The organism is Pseudonocardia xinjiangensis (genome assembly GCF_012911925.1).
Lineage (GTDB): Bacteria > Actinomycetota > Actinomycetes > Mycobacteriales > Pseudonocardiaceae > Pseudonocardia > Pseudonocardia xinjiangensis.
Genome location: NZ_JAAXKY010000034.1, coordinates 1 through 23,698 on the forward strand (window position 1 = coordinate 1; position 23,698 = coordinate 23,698).

Annotated in this window: 28 protein-coding genes, 1 tRNA gene and 1 pseudogene; 13 read left to right on the forward strand and 17 right to left on the reverse strand. The window is 72.8% G+C overall.

The window, feature by feature from the left end; genetic code table 11:
• From sepX to HF577_RS12895, 4 genes are all read right to left on the reverse strand, one after another.
• Nucleotides 1–861: divisome protein SepX/GlpR (gene sepX, locus HF577_RS12880; RefSeq protein WP_169396054.1), on the reverse strand; the 861-nt coding region annotated here is incomplete at its 3' end.
• Between the two features lie 209 nt (nucleotides 862–1,070).
• Nucleotides 1,071–1,736 carry a GNAT family N-acetyltransferase gene (locus HF577_RS12885; protein WP_169396055.1) on the reverse strand — a complete coding sequence of 222 codons (666 nt, stop codon included), beginning with the start codon at nucleotides 1,734–1,736 and terminating at the stop codon, nucleotides 1,071–1,073.
• A 7-nt stretch (nucleotides 1,737–1,743) separates the two neighbouring features.
• Nucleotides 1,744–2,970, reverse strand: a complete 1,227-nt coding sequence (gene glp, locus HF577_RS12890) for a molybdotransferase-like divisome protein Glp (RefSeq protein WP_169396056.1) — start codon at nucleotides 2,968–2,970, stop codon at nucleotides 1,744–1,746.
• 6 nt (nucleotides 2,971–2,976) lie between these two features.
• Entirely contained in the window at nucleotides 2,977–3,891 is a 915-nt protein-coding gene (locus HF577_RS12895) for a UTP--glucose-1-phosphate uridylyltransferase (RefSeq protein WP_169396057.1), read from the reverse strand.
• 36 nt (nucleotides 3,892–3,927) lie between these two features.
• Between HF577_RS12895 and HF577_RS12900 the strand changes: the two genes are divergently transcribed.
• The 4 genes from HF577_RS12900 (at nucleotide 3,928) to mscL (ending at nucleotide 6,120) form a co-directional block, all read left to right on the forward strand.
• The gene (locus tag HF577_RS12900; protein ID WP_169396058.1) at nucleotides 3,928–4,560 is read left to right on the forward strand and encodes a 5-formyltetrahydrofolate cyclo-ligase; all 633 of its coding nucleotides are present in this window, start codon (nucleotides 3,928–3,930) and stop codon (nucleotides 4,558–4,560) included.
• A 70-nt stretch (nucleotides 4,561–4,630) separates the two neighbouring features.
• Nucleotides 4,631–4,972, forward strand: coding sequence for an FmdB family zinc ribbon protein (locus HF577_RS12905; RefSeq protein ID WP_169396059.1), 342 nt, complete (start codon nucleotides 4,631–4,633; stop codon nucleotides 4,970–4,972).
• A 109-nt stretch (nucleotides 4,973–5,081) separates the two neighbouring features.
• Complete coding sequence (locus HF577_RS12910) at nucleotides 5,082–5,720, forward strand: SAF domain-containing protein (protein ID WP_211174199.1); 639 nt, start codon at nucleotides 5,082–5,084, stop codon at nucleotides 5,718–5,720.
• A gap of 1 nt (nucleotide 5,721) precedes the next feature.
• Nucleotides 5,722–6,120 carry a large conductance mechanosensitive channel protein MscL gene (mscL, locus tag HF577_RS12915; protein WP_169396060.1) on the forward strand — a complete coding sequence of 133 codons (399 nt, stop codon included), beginning with the start codon at nucleotides 5,722–5,724 and terminating at the stop codon, nucleotides 6,118–6,120.
• A gap of 9 nt (nucleotides 6,121–6,129) precedes the next feature.
• Here mscL and HF577_RS12920 read toward each other — a convergent pair whose 3' ends face one another.
• Nucleotides 6,130–6,291 carry a hypothetical protein gene (locus tag HF577_RS12920; protein ID WP_246266316.1) on the reverse strand — a complete coding sequence of 54 codons (162 nt, stop codon included), beginning with the start codon at nucleotides 6,289–6,291 and terminating at the stop codon, nucleotides 6,130–6,132.
• Between the two features lie 36 nt (nucleotides 6,292–6,327).
• Between HF577_RS12920 and HF577_RS12925 the strand changes: the two genes are divergently transcribed.
• A complete protein-coding gene (locus tag HF577_RS12925; protein ID WP_169396062.1) occupies nucleotides 6,328–6,810 on the forward strand; it encodes an Rv0909 family putative TA system antitoxin in 483 nt (160 codons plus the stop codon).
• Nucleotides 6,811–6,843: 33 nt separating this feature from the next.
• Here HF577_RS12925 and HF577_RS12930 read toward each other — a convergent pair whose 3' ends face one another.
• Nucleotides 6,844–7,332: a MogA/MoaB family molybdenum cofactor biosynthesis protein gene (locus HF577_RS12930; protein ID WP_407692205.1), complete on the reverse strand. Its 489-nt coding sequence runs from the start codon at nucleotides 7,330–7,332 to the stop codon at nucleotides 6,844–6,846.
• A 121-nt stretch (nucleotides 7,333–7,453) separates the two neighbouring features.
• Here HF577_RS12930 and HF577_RS12935 point away from each other — a divergent pair, with 121 nt between their 5' ends.
• Nucleotides 7,454–8,518, forward strand: a complete 1,065-nt coding sequence (locus tag HF577_RS12935) for an NAD-dependent epimerase/dehydratase family protein (protein WP_169396064.1) — start codon at nucleotides 7,454–7,456, stop codon at nucleotides 8,516–8,518.
• Between the two features lie 25 nt (nucleotides 8,519–8,543).
• Here HF577_RS12935 and HF577_RS12940 read toward each other — a convergent pair whose 3' ends face one another.
• Together HF577_RS12940 and HF577_RS12945 are read right to left on the reverse strand one after the other, a co-directional pair.
• Nucleotides 8,544–9,569: a sensor histidine kinase gene (locus HF577_RS12940; RefSeq protein WP_169396065.1), complete on the reverse strand. Its 1,026-nt coding sequence runs from the start codon at nucleotides 9,567–9,569 to the stop codon at nucleotides 8,544–8,546.
• A complete protein-coding gene (locus HF577_RS12945; protein WP_169396066.1) occupies nucleotides 9,566–10,273 on the reverse strand; it encodes a response regulator transcription factor in 708 nt (235 codons plus the stop codon). The genes HF577_RS12940 and HF577_RS12945 overlap by 4 nt, the downstream gene beginning before the upstream one ends.
• Nucleotides 10,274–10,398: 125 nt before the next feature.
• On the opposite strand from HF577_RS12945, the gene HF577_RS12950 reads away from it, so the two are divergent.
• From HF577_RS12950 to HF577_RS12960, 3 genes are read left to right on the forward strand one after another with little or no spacing between them, the layout of a single operon-like run.
• Entirely contained in the window at nucleotides 10,399–11,058 is a 660-nt protein-coding gene (locus HF577_RS12950; protein ID WP_169396067.1) for a glycosyltransferase family 2 protein, read from the forward strand.
• A complete protein-coding gene (locus HF577_RS12955; protein WP_169396068.1) occupies nucleotides 11,055–11,768 on the forward strand; it encodes a TIGR04282 family arsenosugar biosynthesis glycosyltransferase in 714 nt (237 codons plus the stop codon). The genes HF577_RS12950 and HF577_RS12955 overlap by 4 nt, the downstream gene beginning before the upstream one ends.
• Complete coding sequence (locus tag HF577_RS12960; protein ID WP_169396069.1) at nucleotides 11,765–12,400, forward strand: methyltransferase domain-containing protein; 636 nt, start codon at nucleotides 11,765–11,767, stop codon at nucleotides 12,398–12,400. The genes HF577_RS12955 and HF577_RS12960 overlap by 4 nt, the downstream gene beginning before the upstream one ends.
• 142 nt (nucleotides 12,401–12,542) lie before the next feature.
• Here HF577_RS12960 and HF577_RS12965 read toward each other — a convergent pair whose 3' ends face one another.
• The 6 genes from HF577_RS12965 to HF577_RS12990 all read right to left on the reverse strand — a co-directional run bounded on the left by HF577_RS12965 (nucleotide 12,543) and on the right by HF577_RS12990 (nucleotide 18,905).
• Nucleotides 12,543–13,793, reverse strand: coding sequence for a S1C family serine protease (locus tag HF577_RS12965; RefSeq protein ID WP_169396070.1), 1,251 nt, complete (start codon nucleotides 13,791–13,793; stop codon nucleotides 12,543–12,545).
• Nucleotides 13,794–13,865: 72 nt separating this feature from the next.
• On the reverse strand, nucleotides 13,866–15,203 hold the full coding sequence (locus HF577_RS12970; RefSeq protein WP_169396108.1) for a sensor histidine kinase: 1,338 nt from the start codon (nucleotides 15,201–15,203) through the stop codon (nucleotides 13,866–13,868).
• Nucleotides 15,204–15,463: 260 nt separating this feature from the next.
• Nucleotides 15,464–16,162 carry a response regulator transcription factor gene (locus tag HF577_RS12975; RefSeq protein ID WP_169396071.1) on the reverse strand — a complete coding sequence of 233 codons (699 nt, stop codon included), beginning with the start codon at nucleotides 16,160–16,162 and terminating at the stop codon, nucleotides 15,464–15,466.
• A gap of 99 nt (nucleotides 16,163–16,261) precedes the next feature.
• Nucleotides 16,262–17,020, reverse strand: a complete 759-nt coding sequence (locus tag HF577_RS12980) for an alpha/beta fold hydrolase (protein WP_169396072.1) — start codon at nucleotides 17,018–17,020, stop codon at nucleotides 16,262–16,264.
• Nucleotides 17,021–17,118: 98 nt separating this feature from the next.
• Nucleotides 17,119–17,958: an ABC transporter permease gene (locus HF577_RS12985; RefSeq protein WP_246266307.1), complete on the reverse strand. Its 840-nt coding sequence runs from the start codon at nucleotides 17,956–17,958 to the stop codon at nucleotides 17,119–17,121.
• Nucleotides 17,955–18,905, reverse strand: coding sequence for an ATP-binding cassette domain-containing protein (locus HF577_RS12990; RefSeq protein ID WP_169396073.1), 951 nt, complete (start codon nucleotides 18,903–18,905; stop codon nucleotides 17,955–17,957). The genes HF577_RS12985 and HF577_RS12990 overlap by 4 nt, the downstream gene beginning before the upstream one ends.
• A gap of 110 nt (nucleotides 18,906–19,015) precedes the next feature.
• On the opposite strand from HF577_RS12990, the gene HF577_RS12995 reads away from it, so the two are divergent.
• Nucleotides 19,016–19,789, forward strand: coding sequence for a TetR/AcrR family transcriptional regulator (locus tag HF577_RS12995; RefSeq protein ID WP_169396074.1), 774 nt, complete (start codon nucleotides 19,016–19,018; stop codon nucleotides 19,787–19,789).
• Here the strand turns inward: HF577_RS12995 and HF577_RS13000 are convergent.
• On the reverse strand, nucleotides 19,770–20,492 hold the full coding sequence (locus HF577_RS13000; RefSeq protein WP_169396075.1) for an SIR2 family NAD-dependent protein deacylase: 723 nt from the start codon (nucleotides 20,490–20,492) through the stop codon (nucleotides 19,770–19,772). The two genes, HF577_RS12995 and HF577_RS13000, sit on opposite strands and share 20 nt — an antisense overlap.
• Before the next feature lie 169 nt (nucleotides 20,493–20,661).
• Between HF577_RS13000 and HF577_RS13005 the strand changes: the two genes are divergently transcribed.
• Nucleotides 20,662–20,737, forward strand: a tRNA-Arg gene (locus HF577_RS13005).
• Nucleotides 20,738–20,786: 49 nt separating this feature from the next.
• On the opposite strand, the gene HF577_RS38235 is transcribed toward HF577_RS13005, so the two are convergent.
• Both HF577_RS38235 and HF577_RS40155 read right to left on the reverse strand, forming a co-directional pair.
• Nucleotides 20,787–21,077 carry an MFS transporter gene (locus HF577_RS38235; RefSeq protein ID WP_246266308.1) on the reverse strand — a complete coding sequence of 97 codons (291 nt, stop codon included), beginning with the start codon at nucleotides 21,075–21,077 and terminating at the stop codon, nucleotides 20,787–20,789.
• Nucleotides 21,074–22,108 (reverse strand): annotated as a pseudogene (locus HF577_RS40155) (MFS transporter). Before HF577_RS40155 ends, HF577_RS38235 begins: the two are co-directional and overlap by 4 nt.
• A 109-nt stretch (nucleotides 22,109–22,217) precedes the next feature.
• On the opposite strand from HF577_RS40155, the gene HF577_RS40160 reads away from it, so the two are divergent.
• A complete protein-coding gene (locus HF577_RS40160) occupies nucleotides 22,218–22,757 on the forward strand; it encodes a GNAT family N-acetyltransferase (RefSeq protein ID WP_169396076.1) in 540 nt (179 codons plus the stop codon).
• A gap of 43 nt (nucleotides 22,758–22,800) precedes the next feature.
• Entirely contained in the window at nucleotides 22,801–23,646 is an 846-nt protein-coding gene (locus HF577_RS13020) for a CPBP family intramembrane glutamic endopeptidase (RefSeq protein ID WP_211174200.1), read from the forward strand.
• Nucleotides 23,647–23,698: the final 52 nt, after the last annotated feature.

The window sequence follows — 23,698 nt, forward strand, 5'->3', positions numbered from 1 at the left end:
GGGCAGCGCGGGTTCGCCCTCCACGGGGTCGGGGAGCGGGTCGGCCGCGTCGGCGTGGCGGCCCAGCGGTTCTCCCGCCCCGCGCACCCGCTCCGAGCCCGGCCCGTCCGCGTCGTGGCCGGGATCGATGTCGTCGGGATCGGACTCGTGGTGCTCGGTGTGGTAGCCGTCCTCGTCGTACCGGTCGTGCTCGTCGTCGTGCCGGTCGGGCGCCGGCCGCCGGATCGCCTCGCGCCCTCGGCGGGCCCACTCGTCCAGCTCGGGGTCGTCGGCGGACTGCGGGCGCCGGGTGCCCGCCATCCTCGCGGCCCGGCGCTCGCGGATCGCCTCCTCGAGACGCACCTGGCGGCGCAGGTAGACGAGGTACCCGATCAGCATGACGTCGACCACACCGTGCAGCCACCAGACCGTCGGCACGGAGATCGCGGCGACCACACCGGTGACGAGCGCGACGATCAGCATCGTGAGCACGACCCGCTGCCGGAACGCGTAACGGGCACGGGCGGCGAGGGCGGCGGCCTCGGGGTCGAACCCGCCCCGGCCGGGCCGGTACCGCGGGGGCGGCCGCTCCCACTCGCGGTCGTCGTCGTACGCCTCGTCGTCCCGGTCCTCGTCGGCGTCCTCGTGGTCCGTCCGGGCGGTCGGGGTGTCCTCGTCCTCCACCTCGTCCACGTCGTCCACGTCCACCTCCAGTTCGCGGCTCACATCCGGACCGTGACGCTGCCGCGGCCGCTCGAGCACCCGCCCGGAGAGCGCTGCCACACTAGGGCGCGCCACCTCCTGGCGGGCTCGCGCGACAGCGGGCACGAGGATCAGCAACCAGAGCACAACCAGGCTCGCGAAGATCATCGAGCTCGGCACGGCTGCTTCCTCCCCACGGCGCAGTCCGGTAACGATCCCGGTCTCCCCAACCAAGATCGCTCCCCAATGTCCAACGGTAGTGAGGCGGAGCGGGGTACGGGCGGCGACGCGCCGTGGCGGCCGGGTTCACTCCTGTGCAGCAGGGTGTCCTTGTGACGGATGTGAACCTTGTGAGGACATGATGACCACGCGTTGGTCGCAGAGCGTGGTCAGACCCGTTCGGCCCGGCCGGAGGCGACCACCCGGGCCGTGAGACCGCCCGGCCCGAGCTCCTCGATCGTCAGCGCGAAGCAGCAATGGTCCCGCCAGGCGCCGTCGACGTCCAGATAGCGCTGGAAGAGACCTTCCCTGCGGAACCCGAGCTTCGCCAGCACGCGGAGGCTCGCGACGTTCTCCGGCCGGACGGTGGCCTCCAGCCGGTGCAGGCCGACCCGGCTGAAGCAGTGGTCCACCACCTGCGCCACGGCGGCCGTGGTGACGCCGTGGCCCGCCACGGTGGAGTCGACCCAGTATCCGACGTAGGCCGAGAGCAGCGGCTCGCGCACGATGTTGCCGACCATCACCTGCCCGACGAACCGCCCGTCGAGCGTGATCGCGAACGGCAGCACGGCGCCTCGCCTGCCCGCCCCCCGCAGCTGCAGCCAGCGCGCAGGCCACTCGCTCACGGCGTGCCGTTGGGCCCAGCCCCCCGGCGTCGTCGGCTCCCACGGCGCGAGGTAGCCCTCGTCGCGGATCCGGATCGCCGACCACGTCCCCGCGTCGCGCAGCCGTACCGGTCGCAGCGCCACCACCCCGGCGGGGACCCGGAGGGCGCCGAACGACGCGGGCCAGCCGGGGTGGCGTCCGGTGATCGGAGCCGGGTAGGCATGCGCCATCGCAGGCTCAGGCCGGAGCCGGCAGGAACGCCACACTGACCACCTCGTCCACTGTGGCCTCGGTGATGTGCTCCGGCAAGATGATCAGCCCGTTGGCATCGGAGATCGACGACAACAGGTGCGTACCGGACGTGCCGAGCGGCTGAACGAGGTAGTCACCGGTGGCCTCCTCGCGCAGCAGCCTGCCGCGCAGGTACCCCCGGCGCCCCGCGACGGAGCTGACCGGTGAGGTGAGCCGGGCCGACAGCGTGCGCCGGTGCGGGTCGCTGCGACCGAGCGCCAGCCGCACCAGCGGGCGCACCATCACCTCGAACAGGAGCAGGGCCGTGGCCGGGTACGAGGGGAACAGGAAGGTCGGCACGCCGTCCGGGCCGAGCCGCCCGAACCCCTGGGTGGACCCCGGGTGCATCGCGACGCGCGTGATGTCGAGGTCGCCGAGCCCGGCGAACGCGGCGTGCACCTCGGCGCCCGCTGCCCCGCCGACGGACCCGCACACGACGATCACGTCGCTGAACGGGAGCCTGCCCTGGATCGCGGTGCTGACGTCGCGGGCGTCGGCACGGACGAGACCGGCCCTCGCCGTCTCCGCTCCGGCCTCGCGGGCGGCGGCGGTGAGCGCGTGGGAGCAGACGTCGGCCACCTGCCCGGCGCCGGGGGTGCGCGCCAGGTCCACCAGCTCGTCGCCCACGGAGATCACCGACACCCGCGGCTTCGGGTGGACGAGCACCTTGTCGCGGCCCGCCGCGGCGAGCATGGCCACCTGCGCCGCGCCGATCACCGAGTCGCGGCGCACCACCACGTCGCCGGGTTGCACGTCCTCACCGACCCGCCGGACGAACGCGGCCGACGGCACGCCCTGGTGCACCGACAGGCGCGCGCTGCCCGCGTCGGTGTACCCGATCGGGACGACGGCGTCGGCCAGCGTCGGCAGCGGCGCCCCGGCCGCCACCCGCACCGCCTGCCTCGGCTGCAGCCGCAGGGGCTGGCGCGACCCGGCCGGGATCTCCCCGACCACCGGCACCGAGACCGGGTCGTGCTCGGTGGCTCCGGCGAGGTCGACGCTGCGCACGGCGTAGCCGTCGATCGCCGCCTGGTCGAAGCCGGGCAACGGTCGCGCCGCCACGACCTCTTCCGCACACCGCAGCCCGTGCGCCTCGGAGATGGCCACCCGCACGGGAGCCGGCTTGACCGCGCTCGTCAGCACCCGCTCGAGCTGCTCGTCGACCGATCGCACGGGAGGTCAGCCGTTCAGGCGGCTGGTCAGCCAGGCGCGGAGGTCGGCACCGTAGTCCGGGTCGTCCAGGGCGAAGTCGACGAACGCCCGCGCGTAGCCGCCCGGGTTGCCCAGGTCGTGCCGGCCGCCGCGGTGCACCACGACGTGCACGGGGTGCCCCTCGGAGATCAACAGCGCCACCGCGTCGGTGAGCTGCAGCTCCCCGCCGGAACCGGGGGTGATGCGGTCCAGGGCGTCGAAGATCGCGCGGTCCAGCAGGTAGCGCCCGGCGGCGGCGTAGGTGGAGGGCGCCTCGTCGGGCTCGGGCTTCTCCACCATCCCGTGCACGCGCTTGACGTCGTCGTCGCCGGTGTCGGTCACCTCGAACACGCCGTACGCCGAGATCTGCTCGCGTGGGACGTCGAACGCGCAGAGCACGCTTCCGCCGTACTGCGCCCGCACCTCCGCCATCTTCGCGAGCACGCCCGTGGGCAGAACCAGGTCGTCGGGCAGCAGGACCGCGAAGGCCTCCTCGTCGGGGCCGATGGCGTCGCGCGCGCAGCCGACGGCGTGGCCGAGGCCCTTCGGCTCGTCCTGGGTGACCGTGCGCACAGCGATCAGCTCGTGGGCGCGGCGGACCTTCGCCACCAGCTTCTCCTTGCCCCGCGCGTGGAGCTCCTTCTCCAGCTCGGAGGAGTCGGCGAAGTGCGCGGCGACCGCGTCCTTGCCCGGGGAGATGACGATCAGCAGCTGCTCGGCTCCGGCCTCGGCGGCCTCGGCCGCCACCAGCTCGATGCCCGGCGTGTCGACGACGGGCAGCAGTTCCTTGGGCACGGTCTTGGTCGTGGGCAGAAACCGAGTGCCCAGACCCGCGGCCGGAACCACGGCCGAGCGGAACGGCAGCGCGGTCTGTGCCGAAGGGTCGGTCGTAGCCTCATCCATGGTCGGCGAGCCTATCGGCGCCGGTAGCGTGGCCGTGTGACGGCACGCGCGAATCGGACCGAACGGGCGGTCGTCGCGGAGAAGAACCGTTGGCGCACCCGCATCGTCGCGGCTCGCCGGGCTCTTCCGGCGGAGGTGCGCGCCGCCCGGGCGGTGGCGCTAGCCGAGGCGGCGGTGGGGCTCGCCGCGATCACGGGCGGCCCGGTCTGCGCGTACCTGCCGGTGGGTCTCGAACCCGGCTCGCCCGAGCTGGTGGCCGCCCTGCACGAGGCAGGCCACGAGGTGCTGCTCCCGGTGGTGCCCGCGGCGGCGGGACCGCTCGACTGGGCCCGGTACGACGGCGCGGAGAGCATCGCCGCCGGCCCGCTCGGGCTGCGGGAGCCGATCGGACCGCGGCGCGGGGTCGTCGCGATCGCCGCGGCCCGCCTGGTGCTGGTGCCGGCGCTGGCCGCGGACCGCAGCGGCCGCAGGCTCGGCCGGGGTGGCGGCTACTACGACCGCACGCTGCCGCTGGCGACCGCCGGGGTCCCGCTCGTGGTGGTGCTCAACGACGAGGAACTGGTGGCCGAGCTGCCCGCCGAACCGCACGACCGGCTGGTGACGGCAGCGCTCCTCGCCGACGCTGGTCACACTCCGCTCGGTGGGGCTCCTCTGGGGAACAGGGAGTGATCCGGGAGAGTTATGCTGGCACTCAGTGCGTTCGAGTGCCAGCTCGTCGAGTGCCAGTCCGGAGGGACACGTGCCGACCTACCAGTACGCCTGCACCGCCTGCGACCACCGGTTCGAGGCAGTGCAGTCCTTCAGCGACCCGTCGCTGACCGATTGCCCCGTGTGCACCGGGCGCCTTCGCAAGGTGTTCTCGTCCGTCGGGATCGTGTTCAAGGGCAGCGGCTTCTACCGCACCGACAGCCGGGCGGGCACCACCGCGTCCGAGTCGGCCAAGAGCGACACGAAGACCGAGACGAAGACCGAGGCCAAGTCCGAGTCCAACGGCTCCGGCTCGTCCAGCAGCAGTAGCAAGGAGAGCTCCTCGTCGAGCAGCTCGTCCTCCAGCAGCGCTCCGGCCGCCGCAGCCTCCTGACGCAGCCTCCTGACCGGTCCGGCCGGGTGGTTGTCCACATCCCGGTCCCGTTGTCCACAGGTCCGGTGATCGGCCGGGTCCGGCGGTGACGGCGCTCTAGCGTCGTGCCATGACCAGAGCCCGGCTCGCCCCGCGCCTGCATGATCGCCTGGGCGCATTGGCGGCCGGGCCGGGGTGGCGCAGGCTGGCCCTGCTCCGCCGCACCGCAGCGGCAGTGCTCGCCACCGCTGCGCTCGTACTGGCGCTCGCGCCCCGCACCGGCGCGAGCGGCGTCCCGCTGGTGGTCACCACGGCCGACATCCCGGCCGGCAGCACGTTGCGGGCTGAGCACCTCGCCGTGCGCGAGTGGCCCGCCGGGCTCGTCCCCGCGGGCTCGGTTCGCGAGGTGTCGGACGCCGAGGGCCGCGTGCTCGTCGGGGGCGCCCGTCCGGGCGAGCCCCTCACCGACGTGCGGTTCGCCGGCGCGGGCCTCGCCGCGGGTGGCGATCGCGGAGCGGCCGTGCCCGTCCGGCTGGCCGACGCCGGAGTTGCTGCGGTGCTCGTGCCGGGCAACCGCGTCGACGTCGTCACCGTCGGAGCGCACACCGACGAGCCGCTCGTGCTCGCCGCAGGCGCCACGGTGCTGGCCGTGCTGCCGGAGGACCGCGGATCCTCCGGGCGGCTGGTGCTCGTCGGCGCGCCACCGGGGCAGGCGGCGCGAGTGGCGGCCGCCTCGCTCACCGAACAGGTCGCCGTTACCCTCCGCTAGCGTGATCAAGGGTTTCAAGGACTTCGTCCTGCGCGGCAACGTCGTCGACCTTGCCGTTGCCGTGGTGATCGGCGCCGCGTTCGGCTCGATCGTCACCGCCTTCACCAGCGGCATCATCCAGCCGTTGATCAACGCGGTCACGCCACCGAGCAGCCCCGGCTTCGGGGTCCAGCTGGTCGGTGGCAAGGAGAGCACCTACATCGACTTCGCGGCCGTCCTCAGCGCGGCGCTCAACTTCCTCATCGTCGCCGCGGTGGTGTACTTCGTGATCGTCTACCCGCTCCGGGCCCTGCAGGAACGGCGCAGGCGCGGGATCGAGCCCGGGCCTGCCGCGCCCACCGACGTCGAGCTGCTCACCGAGATCCGCGACCTGCTCCGCGCCCAGCAGCGCAGCAGCTGAGAGCCGAGGTCAGTCCCGGTCGTGGTGCGGCGGCCGGTTGACGAGCAGTTCCTCGTCGGCGACCGCAGCAGCGGGCTCGTCGCGGTCGTCCCGCTCGTCGGCGGTGGTGGACGGCAGGACGTCCCCGAACACCTCGTCGAGCCTGCGTCGCGCCCGATCCGACATCTCCACCCCACCATCCTGCACCGGTGATGCCACCATGGGGGGATGGGACTCACGGAGAAGGCCAAGGAGTTCGCGGACGTCGCTCTGGAGAAGGCGGGGGTGTACTCGGAGAAGGCCGCCGTCAAGGCCGTCGAGCTCTCCGATGCGGCACGGGAGAAGGCGCCCGGCTATCTCGATCGCGCCGCCGACGCGGCGGGCCGGGCCGTCGACACCGCGGCCGCCAAGGTGGACAAGGCCACCGGCGGCCGCTACCACGAGAAGATCGAGGGCGTCACCGCGAAGGTGGGCGAGTCGCTCGACAGGCGGCCGGGCACCACAGCGCCCGGAACCACGGTGCCCGGAACCACCGCACCCGGAACTGGCGCCACCGAGCCGCCCGGCCCGGTGATCGTGCCGCCCGTGCCGGACGACGTCACCGGGCACACCGGCGGGCCGATCACGCCGGCGGCCACCAACCCGGAGGCCACCGACACCGACGGTCGCGGCACCGGTGGACCCGGCACCATCCCCGGCCCGACCGGCTGACCGCCCGTCGACGCTCCCGTCGCGCGGGCGCGCTCAGCCGAGTCCGGACAGCTCCGAGATCACGTGTCCCACGAGCGGGGTGAGCGTGGCCATCCCGTCACGGACGGCCGCGCGTGACGGGGCGAGGTTCACCACGAGGGTGCTGCCCGACACGCCGACGAGCCCGCGCGACAGGCCCGCGTCCACCGCTCCCGCGGCGAGCCCGGAGGCGCGGATGGCCTCGGCGATGCCGGGGATCGGGCGGTCGAGCACGCCCGCGGTGGCATCGGCGGTGACGTCGCGCGGCGACACGCCGGTGCCTCCGACGGTGACCACCAGGTCGACCCCGCCGATCACCGCGGTGTTGAGCGCGTTGCGGATCGCCACCGGGTCTCCCGGCACGACCACCACCGCGTCGACCACGAGCTTGGCTTCCTCGAGCAGCTCGGTGACGAGCGGTCCGATGGCATCCTCACGTTCCCCGTGGCTCACCCGGTCGTCCACGATCACCACGAGAGCTCGACCGATCTGGGGCGGCGCCATCTCCATGGCGCTCACCGTAGCGGGACCCGCAGGAGCGCCCGCCCACCACGTCTTCTTACCGACCGCGAACGGGGGGACGGACACGGCCGGGAGCGCGGCTCGAGCCACCTAGCATCGTCAGGTGCGCATCCTGATCACGGGCGGAGCCGGTTTCATCGGCTCGCACATCGCCGACCTGCTCGCCGCCGAGGGGCACGACATCGTCCTGCTCGACGCGCTCCTCCCCCAGGCCCACGGCGGGTCGGAGGCACCGGAGTGGACGCGCGACCACGAGTTCGTCCGCGGTGACGTGCGCGACGACGCCCTGCTGGCCCGCCTGCTGCCCGGCGTCGACGCCGTGTGCCACCAGGCGGCGATGGTCGGACACGGCGTCGACCCGTCGGATGCGCCTGCGTACGCCGGCCACAACGACTACGGCACCGCGGTGCTGCTCGCCGCCATGCACGCGGCCGGGATCGCCCGGCTGGTGCTGGCGGGGTCGATGGTGGTGTACGGCGAGGGGCACTACGAGTGTCCCGAACACGGGTCGGTGCGCCCCGGCCCCCGACGCAACGAGGATCTGGACGCCGGCCGGTACGAGCCCCCCTGCCCGCTGTGCGGGCGAGCGCTCGCGCCCGGTCTCGTCCCCGAGGACGCCCCGCTCGACCCCCGCTCCACCTACGCGGCCACCAAGCTCGCCCAGGAGCATCTCGCCGCCGCGTGGGCCCGCCAGACCGGCGGCTCCGTCTGGTCGCTGCGCTACCACAACGTCTACGGGCCGCGGATGCCCCGCGACACCCCCTACGCGGGCGTCGCGTCGATCTTCCGGTCGGCCCTGGCGCGCGGGGAGGCCCCCCGGGTACTGGAGGACGGCCGCCAGCGCCGCGACTTCGTGCACGTGACCGACGTGGCCGCGGCCAACGCGCTGGCTCTCGGGCGGCCGGCGGGCGCCGATGTGCTGGTGCCGGTCAACGTGTGCTCCGGCGAGCCGCACACCATCGGTGACCTGGCCACGACGCTGTCCGCCGCCGTGGACGGTCCCCCGCCGGTCATCGCGGGGGGCAGCAGGCCCGGTGACGTCCGGCACGTCGTCGCCGACCCGGCCCGTGCCAGTGCCCTGCTGGGCTTCCGGGCCGCCGTGTCGTTCGACGACGGCGTGCGGGCGTTCGCCGGCGAGCCGCTGCGGCGCTCCGTCGCTCCTGCCTGACGCCGTCGGCGGGGGGCGGCCGCGGTCAGCGGCCGCCGCCCACCGACGCCAGCGGGAGCTGCACCTCGAACCGGCAGCCGGGGCCATGGTTGTGGGCGTGGATCATCCCGTCGTGCGCCTGGACGAGCCCCCGGGCGATCGCGAGCCCGAGGCCACCACCGGACCGCTCTTCGGGTGTGCGGGCGGTGACGCCGCGGAAGGCGACGTCGAACACCCGCTCCAGGTCCTCCTCGGGGATGCCGCCGCAGGCGTCGTCGACGCGCAGCCAGGCCATGTCGCCGGTGACCCCGGCCGCCACGACGACGGCGCCGTCGGGAGGTGTGTGCCGGATCGCGTTGGACAGCAGGTTGCGCACCACGCGCGCCAGCTCAGGGTCGCTGCCCAGCACCACCGGCCACATGCCGTGCTCCTCGGCCCGCACGACGACGCCCTTGCGCGCCGCGGCCACCCCTTCGACGGCCACGGCCTCGGACACGACCTCCTGCAGCGGCACCGCCGACAGCGTCAGCTGCAGCGCACCGGAGGTGATCCGGGAGAGCTGGAACAGGTCGTCGACCATTCCGGACAGGCGCACGGTCTCCCCGCGGATCCGGCGGGCGTACTCAGCCACCTCGTCGGGTTCGGCCACGACCCCGTCGGCCAGCGCCTCGCTCATCGCCCGGATGCCGGCGAGCGGCGTGCGCAGGTCGTGGCTGATCCAGGCGACCAGCTCGCGGCGGGACGCCTCGGCCGCACGTTCGGCGTCGCGGGCCTCGTGCAGCCACATGACGTCGCTGGCGATCCCCCGCCCGAGCATCATCGCCGCGGGCACCGTGACGACCGCGACCGCGCCGCACACGACGACGGCGCCGGCGAGCTGCGGGGTGTACATGAAGCCGCTGACCCCGATCACGCCGACCAGTGCGGCGAGCACCGGCACGAGCACCAGCACGGTGACCGCCGCCGTGATCGAGCGGCGGCGCATCCGGTGCAGCAGCAGCGCGCCGAGCGCGGCCACCGGCACGGAGAACGCCAGTGCCACCGGAACCACCGCGTGCAGCTGCTCCCTCATGCCGGTGTGTTCCCGTCGTAGCGGTAGCCGACCCCCCACACGGTGGCGATGCGCGTTGGCTTCGTCGGGTCGGTCTCGATCTTCTCCCGCAACCTGCGCACATGGACGGTGACGGTGGACTGGTCGCCGAAGTTCCAGCCCCAGACCTGCTCCAGCAGCTCAGCGCGGGTGAAGACCTGACCGGGCCTGCGCACCAGGAACGCCAGCAGGTCGAACTCCCGCACGGTGAGCGCCAGCGGGCGCTCGCCGAGGGAGGCGCGCCTGCCCGCGACATCGACGCTCAGATCGCCGTCGACCACGAGCGCGTTGCCGCCCTCCCGCCCGGGAAGCTCCCGGGACCTGCGCAGCACCGACGCCACCCGCAGCACCAGCTCGCGAGGGCTGAACGGCTTCGTCACGTAGTCGTCGGCGCCCAGTTCGAGGCCGAGGACACGGTCCTCCTCCTCGCCGAGCGCGGTGAGCATCACGATCGGCAGATCGGTGCGCTCCCGGCGCAGCCGGCGGCAGACCTCCAGGCCGCCGAGGCGGGGCAGCATGAGGTCGAGGATCACGACGTCGGGGACGCGGCCCGCCACGGCGCGCAGCGCCTGCTCGCCGTCGCCCGCCACCTCGATGCGATAGCCCGCGCGGTCGAGGTAGCGCGTCACCACGTCCCGCACCGTCACGTCGTCGTCGACGACCAGGGCCAACGGCTGGTCCGTCATCGCAGTCTCCGCACCTCACGAGGCTAACCGCGCAAATCCTGCACAGGCGGCGATGACGACGACGTCACCGATCGGTAAGCGTGAACGGCCCGCCTGGCCGACCCGCTCTCCCTACCGTCGACGGCATGCCTTGTCCGGTCGATGTCATCCTGCCGTGCCTCGATGAGGCACAGGCGCTCCCCGGCGTGCTCGCCGCGCTGCCGGAGGGCTTCCGCCCGATCGTGGTGGACAACGGGTCCACCGACGGAACGCCGCAGGTCGCAGCGGCTCTGGGCGCCACCGTGCTCCACGAGCCGCGGCGCGGGTACGGCGCGGCCGTCCACACCGGACTGGAGGGGGCCACCGCGGACGTCGTGGCCTTCCTCGACGCCGACGGCTCCCTCGATCCCGGTGCGCTCCCCGCGATGGTCGCGCTGCTCGATGTGGACGGACCGGCCGCGGACCTCGTGGTCGGACGCCGGGTGCCCGCCGGGCGGGGCGCCTGGCCGTGGCACGCCCGCGCCGGGAACGTCGTGATCGCCGCGCTCCTGCGCCGCCGTGGCGTCCCGGTGCACGACATCGCCCCGATCCGGGTGGCCCGCCGCGCCGCGCTGCTCGACCTGGGTATCGCCGACCGCGCGTTCGGCTATCCCCTCGAGCTCCTGCTGAGGGCGGGCGGGGCCGGCTGGCGGCTCACCGAGGTCGACGTCGGCTACCGGCCGCGCACCGGCGGCCGGTCGAAGGTGTCGGGTTCGGTGCGGGGCACCCTCCGGGCCGCCCGGGACATGGCGTCGGTGCTGCGGTGACCGCGATCCTGGTGCTCGCGAAGGCTCCCGAGCCGGGCCGGGTGAAGACGCGGCTCTGCCCGCCGCTGTGTCCCCAGCAGGCCGCGGAGCTGGCCGCTGCCGCGCTGCTCGACACCATCACGGCGGCGACGACCGTGCCCGGCGCCCGGCCGGTCGTCGTGCTCACCGGCCTGCTGCACCGGGCCGCGCGGGGCTCCGAACTGGCCGCGGCACTCCGTGAGGTCGCTGTGCTCCCGCAGCGCGGCGACGGGCTCGGCGAACGGATCGCGGCCGCCCACTGCGATGCCGCCGCGCTGTTCCCCGGGCATCCCACCCTCCAAATCGGGATGGACACCCCGCAGCTCGACGCATCGCGGCTCGCGGCCGCGGCGGCCGCACTGGCCCGGCCCGGGGTGGACGCGGTGCTCGGCCCCGCGGTCGACGGCGGCTGGTGGGGGCTCGGCCTGCGCAGGCCGGCTGATGCCGCGCTCGTGGCCGCGGTGCCGACCTCGTGCGCCGACACCGGCGAACGCACGGGTACTGCGTTGCGCAGCGCGGGCCTCACCGTGTCGCTGCTCCCCGAGCTGTCCGATGTCGACACCGCGGCGGACGCGCTCGCGGTGGCCGCGGCGGCCCCGGGCACCCGTTTCGCCGCTGCCGTCACGGCGCTGCCACCCGGCCTGCTGGCCCACGGGATGCCGACCGGGCCGGCAGAGCGGCGCCCGGCATGACGGCCGCGGTGTTCGCACCTGCACTCGCCGGCCCCGGGGTCGAACTGCTGCGCAGCGACGGTGGCAGCGCGCCGCTCGACACCGATCGCTGGCGGAGCACCGCGGCGGGCGAGGACAGCTGGCTGCTCGGACGCTGCCACGGGCCCACGCTCGACCTGGGATGCGGCCCGGGCCGGCTGATCGAGGGTCTGGCCGCCCGCGGCATTCCCGCACTCGGCGTCGACGTGGCGGCGGAGGCGGTGGCCCAGTGCCACCGCCGCGGGGCCGAGGTGCTGCACGCCGACCTGTTCGACCCGCTGCCCGGGGAGGGAACGTGGTCGCACGTCCTACTGGCGGACGGCAACCTCGGCATCGGCGGCGACCCGGTGGCCCTGCTGCGGCGGACCGCCTCGCTGATCGGCCCGGCCGGCACCGTGCTCGTGGAGCTCGATGCCACCGAGCCCGGACTGTGGCAGGGGCTGGCGCGGCTGCGCTGGGACCACGGTGCGGGCCGGATGGAGCTGAGCAACCCGTTCCCGTGGGCAGCCGCCGGCGTGGCGGCGCTCCCCGGCATCGCCCGCCGCGCGGGGCTGCGGCTGACCATGCTCTACCGCGGGCAGCGCACCTTCGCGGAGCTGGCGGGCTGGTCGTGAATCGCGCCGGCGCTGGGAGGGGGTGCCGGCGCCGACGCGATCCATCAGTCCCTACCCACGGGGCACCGCAGGCGGGACGTCCGAAACGGAATCATCTTCAGACCGTTCTCGTCAACCACTGGGAGCACATGAGCGGTCACTGTCAGGACGCCGCGCCCAACGTCACCGAAACCGACCGGTCGGCGAGCTGGATGTCGACGACCTCGCCGGGCGCCCTGGACCGCACCGCGGCCTGCAGGCCGTCCCCCGCGAGAATGCGCTGGCCGTCGAACGCGATGACGAGGTCCCCGGCCTTGATCCCGGCGGCCTCGGCTGCGCTGCCCGGTGTGACTCCCTGGATCCGCGCTCCCGAGACCTGCGGGTCGTTCCCGACGGTGACCCCCAGTACCGCCCGGGATGCCTTGCCGGTGCGTTCGAGCTCCTCTGCCACCCGCTTGGCCTGGTTGATCGGGACCGCGAAGCCCACACCGATCGAACCGCCCTGCTGCCCCGTGGTGGCGATCGCCGAGTTGATCCCGATGACCCGGCCCTCCATGTCCACGAGCGGGCCGCCCGAGTTGCCCGGGTTGATCGCGGCGTCGGTCTGCAGCGCGTTGAGCACGGTCGCCTCGCTGGCCTCCTGGTCACCTCCCACGCTGACCGGACGGTTGAGCGCGCTGATGATGCCGGTGGTGACCGTGCCCCCCAGGCCCAGCGGGGAGCCGAACGCGACCACCTGCTGACCGACGCGTACCGCGTCGGAGTTGCCGAGCTCGAGGGCCGTCAGCCCCGACACGCCCTGCGCCCGGATCACGGCGAGGTCCGAGCTGGGGTCGCGCCCGACGATGGCCGCCGGGGCGGTGTCGCCGTTCTGGAACACGGCGGTGACCCGGCCGCGGTTCGCCGCCGCCTCGACCACGTGGTTGTTGGTGAGCAGGAGGCCGTCGGTGCTCAGCACCAGCGCCGACCCCTCCCCCGCCGAGCCCGACCCCTCGACCCGCAGCTGCACCACCCCGGGCAGCACGCGCTCGGCGACCGCCTCCACCGCGCCGGCCGGCAGCGCGGCCTCCTCGACCGAAGGGAGCGGAACGCCGAGCACGCCGGTGGAACCGCCGGTACTCCTGCTCTCGGCGAGCGAGTAGCCGACAGCGCCGCCGATTCCGCCGGCCAGTACCGCGCCGACCAGACCGAGCGCCGCGAGCCGGGCCGACCGCCGCCTGCCGGGTGCCGCCGGGGGCGGCGGCGGCCCGTACCCCGGGCTGCCGAGGGGGTAGCCGGCGGTGCCGTACGGACCGGGAGGTGGGCCGGGCGGGTAGGAGGGTCCGGCCCCGTAACCGCCTGCCCCGTCCGGCGTCACTCGCGGGTTCGGGCCGGTCGGCGTCGCGTCGGGGTCGTCAGGGGTCTCGTTCGCCATGCCATCCACCGTGTCCGAATTCGCCGGGATTCAGTCCGGTGAGCCTAGTAGGAGCGGTTCGCGACGACCTGTTCAGAAGCGTGGTTGGCGACCGGGCAGCCGCATGGCGAGCAACGCGCCACCCTCCGGGGCCCGGCCCGCCCACACGGCGCCGCCGTGGCGCACCGCCACCTGCCGGACGATGGCCAGCCCGAGCCCCGAGCCGGGCATGGTCCGGGACGTGGCGGAGCGGTAGAACCGGTCGAACACCCGCGGCAGGTCCTCCTCGGCGATCCCGGGCCCGGCGTCGGCCACCTCGAGCACGACCGACCACTCGTCCACGGGACGCACCTGTACCCGGACCTGGCCCCCGGCCGGGCTCCACTTCGCCGCGTTGTCGAGCAGGTTGAGCACGGCGCGCTCCAGGGCGGTCGAGTCGCCCATGAGCGTCCACGGCACGAGCGTCGGCACGAACTCCACGTCGCCCGCCCGCCGTCTGGCCCGTTCGAGGGCGCGCAGCACCACGTCGGTCAGCTCCAGCGGTTCGTGCACCACGAGCGGCACGTCGTCGCGCGCCAGCTCGACGAGGTCCCCGACCAGCGTCGACAGCTCCGCCACCTGCGCCTGCACGTCGTCGAGGATCTCGGCGCGGTCGGAGTCCGGCAGTGTCGGCGCCCCGGGCCTGCTGGCCGCCGCGAGCAGCTCCAGGTTGGTGCGCATGGACGTCAGCGGGGTGCGCAGCTCGTGTCCGGCGTCGGCGACGAGGCGCCGCTGCTGCTCCTGGGACGCGGCGAGCGCGCCCAGCATGTCGTTGAAGCTGCGGGTGAGCCGCGCGAGCTCGTCCGACCCGTCGACGGGGATCGGCCGCAGCTCCCCCGTGGCGGCGACCCGCTCGGTGGCGGCGGTGAGCCGGTCCACCGGACGCAGCCCCGCCCTCGCGATGACGACGCCGGCGAGCGCGGCGAGCACCACCCCGATCCCCCCGACGATCGGCAGGGCGACCCCCAGCTTGGTGAGCACCTGCTGGGTGGAGTCGAGCCGCTGCGCGATCACCAGAGCCTGGTCGGCGCCGGCCTGGACGGCCACCACGCGGTACTGGACACCGTCCTCCGACGCGGTGCGGGTGGACGACGTCTCGAGGCCCTGGGCCACCGCCAGCTCGTCGACTCCGAGCGGGGGCGCCGACGCCTGGCCCTCAGCAGAGCTCGCCCGGCCGTCCGCCAGGAGGAGGGCGAGCCGGATGTCACCCGCGCCGAGCACCTCGGTGGGGATGGTGGCGAGCTGTCGCGGGTCGGCCAGCTCGCTCTGGGCGGCGGCGGACGCCCGTTGCAGCAGGTTGGCGTCGAGTGTCTCCAGGATGTTGACGCGCACGGTCACGAACGCCGCGACCGACACCAGCACCACGGCGAGCGCGGCCACCAACGCGGCCATGATCCCGATGCGGGCGCGCAGCGAGACGTGGTCGAGTGCCTCGATACGTGGCGTGGAACCGTCCGGGCGGCCCTGCCGCGCCGGTCGGGCCGGCCGGATGCCCGGGCTCGTCTGCTCGGCCTCGGTGTGCGGGGACGGGCCATCGGCGCCGTCCGGAGCTTTCGCACCCCGGCCGACGATGCCGAGGCGCTCACGCAGCGCGGCGATGCGCGACCCCACCCGGTGGCGGCCGGCGTCGACGCGCGATCTCGCCCGCTCGCTCACGGCGGCGTGTCACGCAGGACGTACCCGACCCCCCGCACGGTGTGGATCAGCCGGGACTCCCCGTCCGCCTCGGTCTTGCGGCGCAGGTAACCGATGTACACCTCGAGCGCGTTGCCGGTGGTCGGGAAGTCGTAGCCCCACACCTGCTCGAGGATCTGGGCGCGGGTGAGCACCCGGCGGGGGTGGGCGAGCAGCAGCTCCAGCAGCGAGAACTCGGTGCGGGTTAGGCTGATCGGCCGGTCCCCCCGCCGGATCTCGCGGGTGTCGGGGTCGAGGGTCAGGTCGCCGAACTGCAGCGACCTGCTCGGACCGTCCATCCCGTCGTTCTCGTCGGGCGTCCGGCGGCGCAGCAACGCCCGCAACCGCGCGAGCAGCTCCTCCAGGGCGAACGGCTTGGGCAGGTAGTCGTCGGCGCCCGCGTCGAGGCCGGCCACCCGGTCGGAGACGGCGTCGCGGGCGGTGAGCACGAGGATCGGCAGGTCGTCGCCACCACTGCGCAGCCGCCTGCACACCTCCAGGCCGTCGACGCGCGGCATCATCACGTCGAGCACCATCGCGTCCGGCCGCTGCGTGAGTACGGCATCGAGTGCGGCCTGCCCGTCATTCGCGAGCTCGACCTGATAGCCGTTGAACGCGAGCGAACGGCGCAACGAGTCGCGGACGGCCCGGTCGTCGTCGACAACAAGGATGCGCATGACACCTAGTGTGACCTGCGCGTCTGAGACGCGCCTGAGAGGTACTTGTGCAGAGCACCATGTGTTTTCCGCAGTCGGGGTGGCTATGGGCCCCCGTGGTCAGTCACCGAGGAACTCACGGAGAACGGCGACCGTGTCCGGGTTCTCCATCCAGAAGCCGTGCCCGCCGGCGATCTCGACGAGCCGAGCACCGGGAACTCCGTCGGCGATCTCGTGGGAATGGGCAGGCGCGACGAAACCGTCGCCGGTGCCCGTCATCACGAGAGTCGGCACCCCGATCTTCGCCAGGTCCGCCCGGACATCCAGCCGCGTGGCGAGATCGAGCTGGGCGGCGGCACCGGGCTGCCTGCCTCTCGTGATCTGCTCGACCAACAGGTCGATCTGCTCGTCGCTCGACGCGGCGAGCGACCCGTCCGAAAGGCTCAGCAGGACCATCAGCTTGCTCACCGCCTCGTCGTCGCCGGAGAGGGCGGCCCAGATCTCGAACCACAGGCGCAGGCTGGGCCGCGGCCGGGCGAACCCGGCGAGCAACGCCAGCCGCGACACGCGGGCGGGGTGGCGGGTGGTCACTCTCAGCGCGATACCCGACCCGAGAAGGACCGCGGCGAGCGTGAACCGCTCCAACCCTGCGTCCTGGGCGGTGGCGACCACCTGGTCGGCGACGGTGTCGAGGTCCAGCGGGCCGTCCGGGAGGGGGCTCTCGCCCGAACCCGGCAGATTCGGGACCACCACCGTGTGGCTGTCGGCGAGATCTCTGGGCACCGCTCCCCAGGCGTCGGCCCCCGTAGTGCCGATACCGGGCACGAGGACGATTCCTGGGCCGCTGCCGTGCACGTAGTACGACAGCGATTGCACCACCCAGCGACGCTAGCACGATCTTCGGCATGCCCGTTTGTGCTGCTCACGTGGCGAATACGGCAGGATATCCGGGTATCGGCGAGCCCGTGGGAGCGGCGTCAGGCGCGGTTGCGGCGGCGGTAGAGCCAGGTCGAGCCGGCGAACGCGACCACCAGGATCCCCACCGTCCAGGCCAGTGCCACCCAGCCCCGGTCGCCGATCGGCGTGCCCGTGAGCAGGCCGCGCACCGTCTCGATGACGGGGGTGATCGGCTGGTGCTCGCTGATCCCCTGCAGCAACGAGGGCATGGTGTCGGTGGGCACGAACGCGCTGCTGAGGTAGGGCAGGAACAGCATCACGAACCCGAGCACGCTCGCCGACTCCACACTCTTCGCGATGACCCCGAGCCCCGCCGCGAGCCAGGACAGCGCGAGCACGTAGAGCAGCACCAGGCCGGCGACGAGCGCCCAGTCCCCGAGGGAGGCGGTCGGGCGGAAGCCCATGGCCACGGCGGCCAGCACGACGATCGTGGTGGAGAGCGCGTTGCGCGCGACGCTGGCCGTGACGTGCCCGGTGAGGACCGCGGAGCTGCGGATCGGCAGCGACCGCAGCCGGTCGATCATGCCGCTGTTCATGTCGGCGGCCACGGACATCGCCGTGGATGACGCCCCGTAGCCCGTGCAGAGCAGGATGATCCCGGGCACCACGTAGTTGATGTAGGCCGTGCCGGTGTCGATCGCGCCGCCGAACACGTAGACGAACAGAACCATCATCAGCAGCGGCAGGACGATCGACATGAGGAGCGTGTCGACGTTGCGCCGCGACAGGCGGACGCTGCGCCCGATCATGGTCAGAGCGTCGCCCGCGGCGTTCCCGAGGCCGCCGTGGGTGCGCTCCCCTGGGGCTGGGGCTGTGGCGGTGGTCATGGTGGTCCTCCGGTCGGGGTCGATGACGGTCATGCGGGGACGGCAGCGGGGGCCCGCCCACCGGTCGGGGCGGTCACGGTGAGGAACACGTCGTCGAGCGTCGGGCGGTGCGACGTCACCCGCGCGACCCGGACCCCCGCACTCCGCAGGTGGTCGAGCACCTGGTGCAGGTGATCGGCGCTCCCGTCGGACGCGACGCCGAGCACGAGCCGCTCCGGATCGGCCACGCAGCCCCGCCCCGCGAGCAGATCGGCGGCGCGGGCGAGCTCGACGGGGTCGGCGAACTGCAGGTCCAGCCGCTCCCCGCCGACCTGCGCCTTCAGCGCGTCCGCCGTGCCCGACGCGGCGATCCGCCCGTGGTCGAGCAGCACGATCCGGTCGGCGAGCCGGTCGGCCTCCTCCAGGTACTGGGTGGTGAGGACGATCGTCGTCCCGCCCCGCACCAGCTCGGTGATCGCCGCCCACATCGTGGCGCGGCTGGCGGGGTCGAGGCCGGTGGTCGGCTCGTCGAGGAAGATCACCCGCGGCGCTGCCACCAGGCTCATCGCCAGGTCGAGCCGGCGGCGCATCCCGCCGGAGTAGGCCTTCACCCGCCGGTCCATCGCCTCGACCAGGTCGAACCGCTCCAGCAGCTCCAGCGCCCGCCTGCGCGCGCCGGCCCGGCCCAGGTGCATCAGCCGGCCGACCATGACGAGGTTCTCGCGGCCCGTCTGCTCGACGTCGACCGCGGCGTACTGGCCGGTCAGGCTGATCGCCGCACGCACCTTCGCCGGCTCGCGGAGGACGTCGTACCCCGCGACTGTCGCGCGGCCGCCGTCCGCCCGGGACAGCGTGGTGAGGATGCGGACGGTGGTCGTCTTCCCCGCCCCGTTGGGTCCCAGCAGGGCGAGTACCGACCCCTCCTCGACCTGCAGGTCCACCCCGTCCAGGACCACGGTCGATCCGTAGGCCTTGCGCAGGCCCGATGCCTCGACGATCATTCGCCTCTCCCCTTCTGCGTATGAGATACGCTCAAAAGCGTAGTCGATACGCAGTAGGGCGTGGAAGCCCCCTTCCTAGACTGGTGCCCGTCGACGACGAGAGGGCGAGGATGGCCGACCAGACGGACCTGCCGGACGAGGTCGCCCTGCTGTGGGGCCTGCGGGAGGCGCCGCGGAAGGGGCCCAAGCCGTCCCTCACCGCCGGGGACATCACCCGTGCGGCCATCGAGCTCGCGGACGCCGAAGGGCTCGCGGCGGTGTCGATGTCCCGGGTCGCGGCCCAGCTCGGCAACTCCACGATGGCGCTCTACCGCCACGTGAAGAGCAAGGACGAGCTGCTCACCCTCATGCTCGACGCCGCCCTGGAGGAGCCGCCGGACCTACCCGGCGACACGGACTGGCGGTCGGGGCTGACGCTCTGGACCCACGGTGTGCTGGCCGCGATCAAGCAGCACCCGTGGTACGCCCAGCTACCGCTCGGCGGGCCGCCCGTCGGGCCACAGAACCTCGCGTGGTTCGAGTGCGCACTCGCCGCCCTGTCCCGCACCGCGCTCGAGGAGCACGAGAAGGTCGGCGTCGTGATGGGCCTGCTGACCTACGTGCACGGTCAGGTCCGGCTCAGCTCGGCACTGGCCGCGGGATACGCGAAGAACCCGGACGCGTTCAGCCGCCAGTACGCCGCCGTCCTCACGCGCGTGGTGGACCCCCGCCGGATGCCGGCACTCGGCAAGGTGCTGGCGGCCGGGGTGTTCGACGTCGACTCCCTGCTCGAGGAGCAGGACGCGGACGCGGACTTCGACTTCGGCCTCACGCTCTATCTGGACGGGCTGGCGGGCTTCCTCGCCACCCGCACCCCGTCGACGGTCAGCGCACCCAGTCCGTGAGCACGTCCTGCGCGTCACCCACCACGCGGACGTGGAACGCCGGGTCGAGCTCGCCGTCGGGGTACAGGTCGACGTTCACGCAGTAGGCGCCGGCCGCGCGGGCGGTGGGAGCGAGCCAGGACGCCGGGGCGACCCGACCCGAGGTGCCCACGGCGAGGAAGAGGTCGCACTCCGCCGCGAGATCCCGGGCGGTGCTCAGGTCGTCCGGGTCGAGCATCTCGCCGAACAGGACCACGGCCGGACGAGCCGGCTCCCCGCACTGCGGGCACTGCGGCGGATCGGTCCGCACCACCTCGTCCGCCCGGCCCGTCCAGCCGCAGAACGCCTCGTCGAGGCACCGCGCGCGACCCGCCGAACCGTGGATCTCCACGACGTTCCCCGACCCGGCCTGCTGGTGCAGCTCGTCGACGTTCTGGGTGATCACCGACGCCCCCGCGTCCGCGAGTGCCCGGTGGGCCACCGTGGGCCCGGAGCGGCTGGCCTTCTCGTACATGCCACCCCAGACCGACCACAGGGCGTCGACGTTGCCGGGCAGCAGCTGGACGTGCATCGCGCGTTCCATCTCCGGCGACAGCCGCCAGAGGCCGTCCGGCCCACGGAACGTGCCGAGGCCTGCGGCCACGCTGATCCCCGCTCCCGTCAGCGCGCAGACCCGGGTGAACCGGTCGCGGGGCGCGACCTCGGCGAGCGTCTTCACATCCACGTGCGTTCCGACCTTCCCGTGCCGCCTGTCCCAGCAGCCACACCTGCGATCATCCCACCGCGGCGGGCGGGGTGTCGGACTCCGCAGGACCAGCCTGCGGCCGGCACCCCCACAGCACCCGGGCCGAGGGGCCACACCCCCCGCTGCGCAGCTAGGATCAGCCGGGTACGCCCTCGTAGCTCAGGGGATAGAGCATCGGTTTCCTAAACCGTGTGTCGCAGGTTCGAATCCTGCCGGGGGCACCACGCAACCAGTTCGTCGTCGACGGCTCCTGCGCGCTGCGGATTTTCGCGCTTACCCGGCTGGTTCGTCCGTAGCGCTCGCCAGGGCGCGGTTGTTCAGCACGGGATAGAAGACCAGCGCCACCAGGATCAGGAAGACACCAGCGGCGACATACGAGCTCTGGACGCCGAACAAGCTGGCGAGATCGCCGCCGAGTGCCGCACCGACCGGCGCCCCAGCCATAACCACGAGTCTGCTCGATGAGAGCACCCTCCCCAAGAGCTCATCAGGCACGATCTGCTGGCGCAATGTGCTCACCACGACTTTTTCCGCGGTCATCAGCGCACCGGTCACGATCATCATGCGGCCGCGACCCACGCATTGTCGACAAGCCCCAGAACCAGTATTGCCGCGCCCACGCCGCCTTTGCCCGCGAGCATCACGGTGCCGGGGCCGAATCGCCTGCTGGCGGCCGCGGCGGCCAGTCCCCCGGCCGTCGCGCCGACCGCGGTGGCCGTCAGCAACAGACCGAAACCGAAATCCGGAAGTCCGAGGACCTCCTTGGCCAGCAGCGCGAGCATCGCGAACTGAGCGGTGGCCGCGACGTTGCCGAGGCAGGAGACCGTGGGCAGAGCCCGCAGGGTCCGGTTTCCGAACAACCACCGAATGCCCTCGACGATGTCGCTCCGCGCGCTCGTGCGCGGACCTTCGGACGTCTCCTTCGGCTTGGCGTCCGTCCGGATCGAGAGGATCAACAGGCCGCTGGCGGCGAACGAGAGGGCGTTGCCGGCGAACGGCAGGAAGTTCCATACGCCGAACAGAGCGGAGCCGACCGGAGGCCCCACAAAGTCCTCGCCGTTGCTCTCCGCCGCGACGATCCGCCCGTTCGCCGTTGCCAGGTTCCGCGGATCCCGCGACACGAAGTCGGGAATGGCCGACTGTGCGGCCGGGTCGAAGAAGACCTGGCCGACGCCCAGCAGGAACGCCGCTACCACCAGTCACAGCAGGTTCACCTGCGCGGTCGCGGTCAGGATCAGCACCGCGAGAACGACCATGACGGCGAACCGGCCCAGGTCCGCCCACACCATCACCCGTCGCCGGTCCAGCCGGTCCACCACGACACCGGCGTGCAGCGAGAGCAGCACCCAGGGAATCTCGGCAGCCATGACGACGAAGCTCAACGCCATCGGGCTGCTGGTGCTCTGCAGGGCCAGCAGCGGCAACGCGGCGGCGTGCATCCCGGTGCCGATGGCCGACACCAGCGTGGCGCCAAATAGCCGGTGAAAGCGGCTCCCCAGTTTCACCTTGGCGTCGTCAGATTCCTTCGTGGGCACTTCGAGAATTCCTCCGGCTAGACTTTCAAAACCGATACTCAAAACTGGTTCCATGTTCATTTCTCTTCGTGCACACAGCCGATCGGATTGGTCTCCACGCCCTGGGCAGACCCCGACCTGACACGTCGCGGAGCCAGCCCGCTCGACCTTCTTCTGCGAGGCTCGTCGGGTGAGCCTCGCGCATCTCCGTGACAGCGCAATCGTCCTACGATGCTGGTCGCCCTCGGACGCAGAGTGGTACGCGCGCTGTGCAAGGGATGCGGAGATCCAGCGGTTCACATCCGACCCCTCGAACCTGACCGCGGCCGACGTCGTGGCCGCGATCAGCGTGCTCTCGTCGGACCCTCGGCGTGAAGGATTCCTGGTCGCTGATGCGCGCACCGGGTCCCGCCTCGGCAACATCTCCCTCGAACACGCAGATAGGACAGGCGAGATCTCGTACTGGGTGGCAGCGGAGGCGCGAGGCCGCGGTGTCGCTCATCGAGCCCTCGCACTCCTCACTCGCTGGGCTTTTGCCCACCTGGATCTCCAGGTGATCCGGCTGTGGACTCACGCCGACAACGCCCCGTCCCGAGCAGCCGCGGAGAGAGCAGGCTTCACCCGTAATCGGTCCGGGGACCGGCTGCGCGCGGTCAAGGGCGAAGTGTGGCCGACCGTCGCCTACGAGTTGCGTCGACGTACAGCGGACAGCACGGCCCCACCGCCGTAATGGGAAGTTTGTCGCACCAGCACGCTCCGGCCATGCTGGCGAGGTGAAGCTCGGTGCGACGAGTCCCGACAGCCACGAGGGCCGGCCGATCGCGCGGCCCCCGTGGACCCAGCTGCTGGCCGCGACACTCGTGGTGGTGTCCGCGGTCGCCTTGTTCGGACTGCAGGAGCGGCTGGTCGGGTACGCGCTGATCGTCGCCGGTCTGGTCGTCGCGGCGGTTGTGGACCGCATGCTGTTGCGGCACCTCATCTTCATCGCCGCCGGTCTGGTCGTCATCAGCACGATGTCGCTGGAGGCGGACCTGAGCAACACCGCGATGGTCCGGTTCGCGATCACCCTGTCGGCGGCGGTCGCCCTGCCATACGCCCTCTCCCGGTGGTGGTACAGGGAGGACATCATCACGTTCCCGGTCGGAACCGGGAACCGGTGGAGCCGGTTCGAGTTCGGCTATCTGGCCCTGGTAGTTGTCGGGGGCTACCTGATCCTGCCGGTGTACTTCCTGGGCTCGGGCGCCTATCGGAACTGGCCGGACATCGCCGGCGCCAACGAGATCATCCGGCTGTTCATCGGGGTGAACGCCGTCGGACTGTGGGACGAGCTGTTCTTCATCTGCATCGTCTTCGCCCTGCTCCGCCACCATTTCCCATTCTGGCAGGCGAACCTCCTGCAATGCGTGGTGTTCGTCTCGTTCCTCTGGGAGCTGGGCTACCGCGGCTGGGGTCCGCTGCTCACGGTGCCTTTCGCCCTGCTGCAGGGCTACATCTTCCAGCGCACCCGATCATTGACCTACGTGGTCACCGTCCATCTGACCTTCGACGTCGTCATCTTCGGCATCCTCGTGCACGCCTACAACCCCGCCGTGGCGGACGTCTTCCTGACCGACCCGTGATAGCGCGCAGTCCCGCGCCAACCAGCTGGTCACGCCGCGACGGCCGACTTCT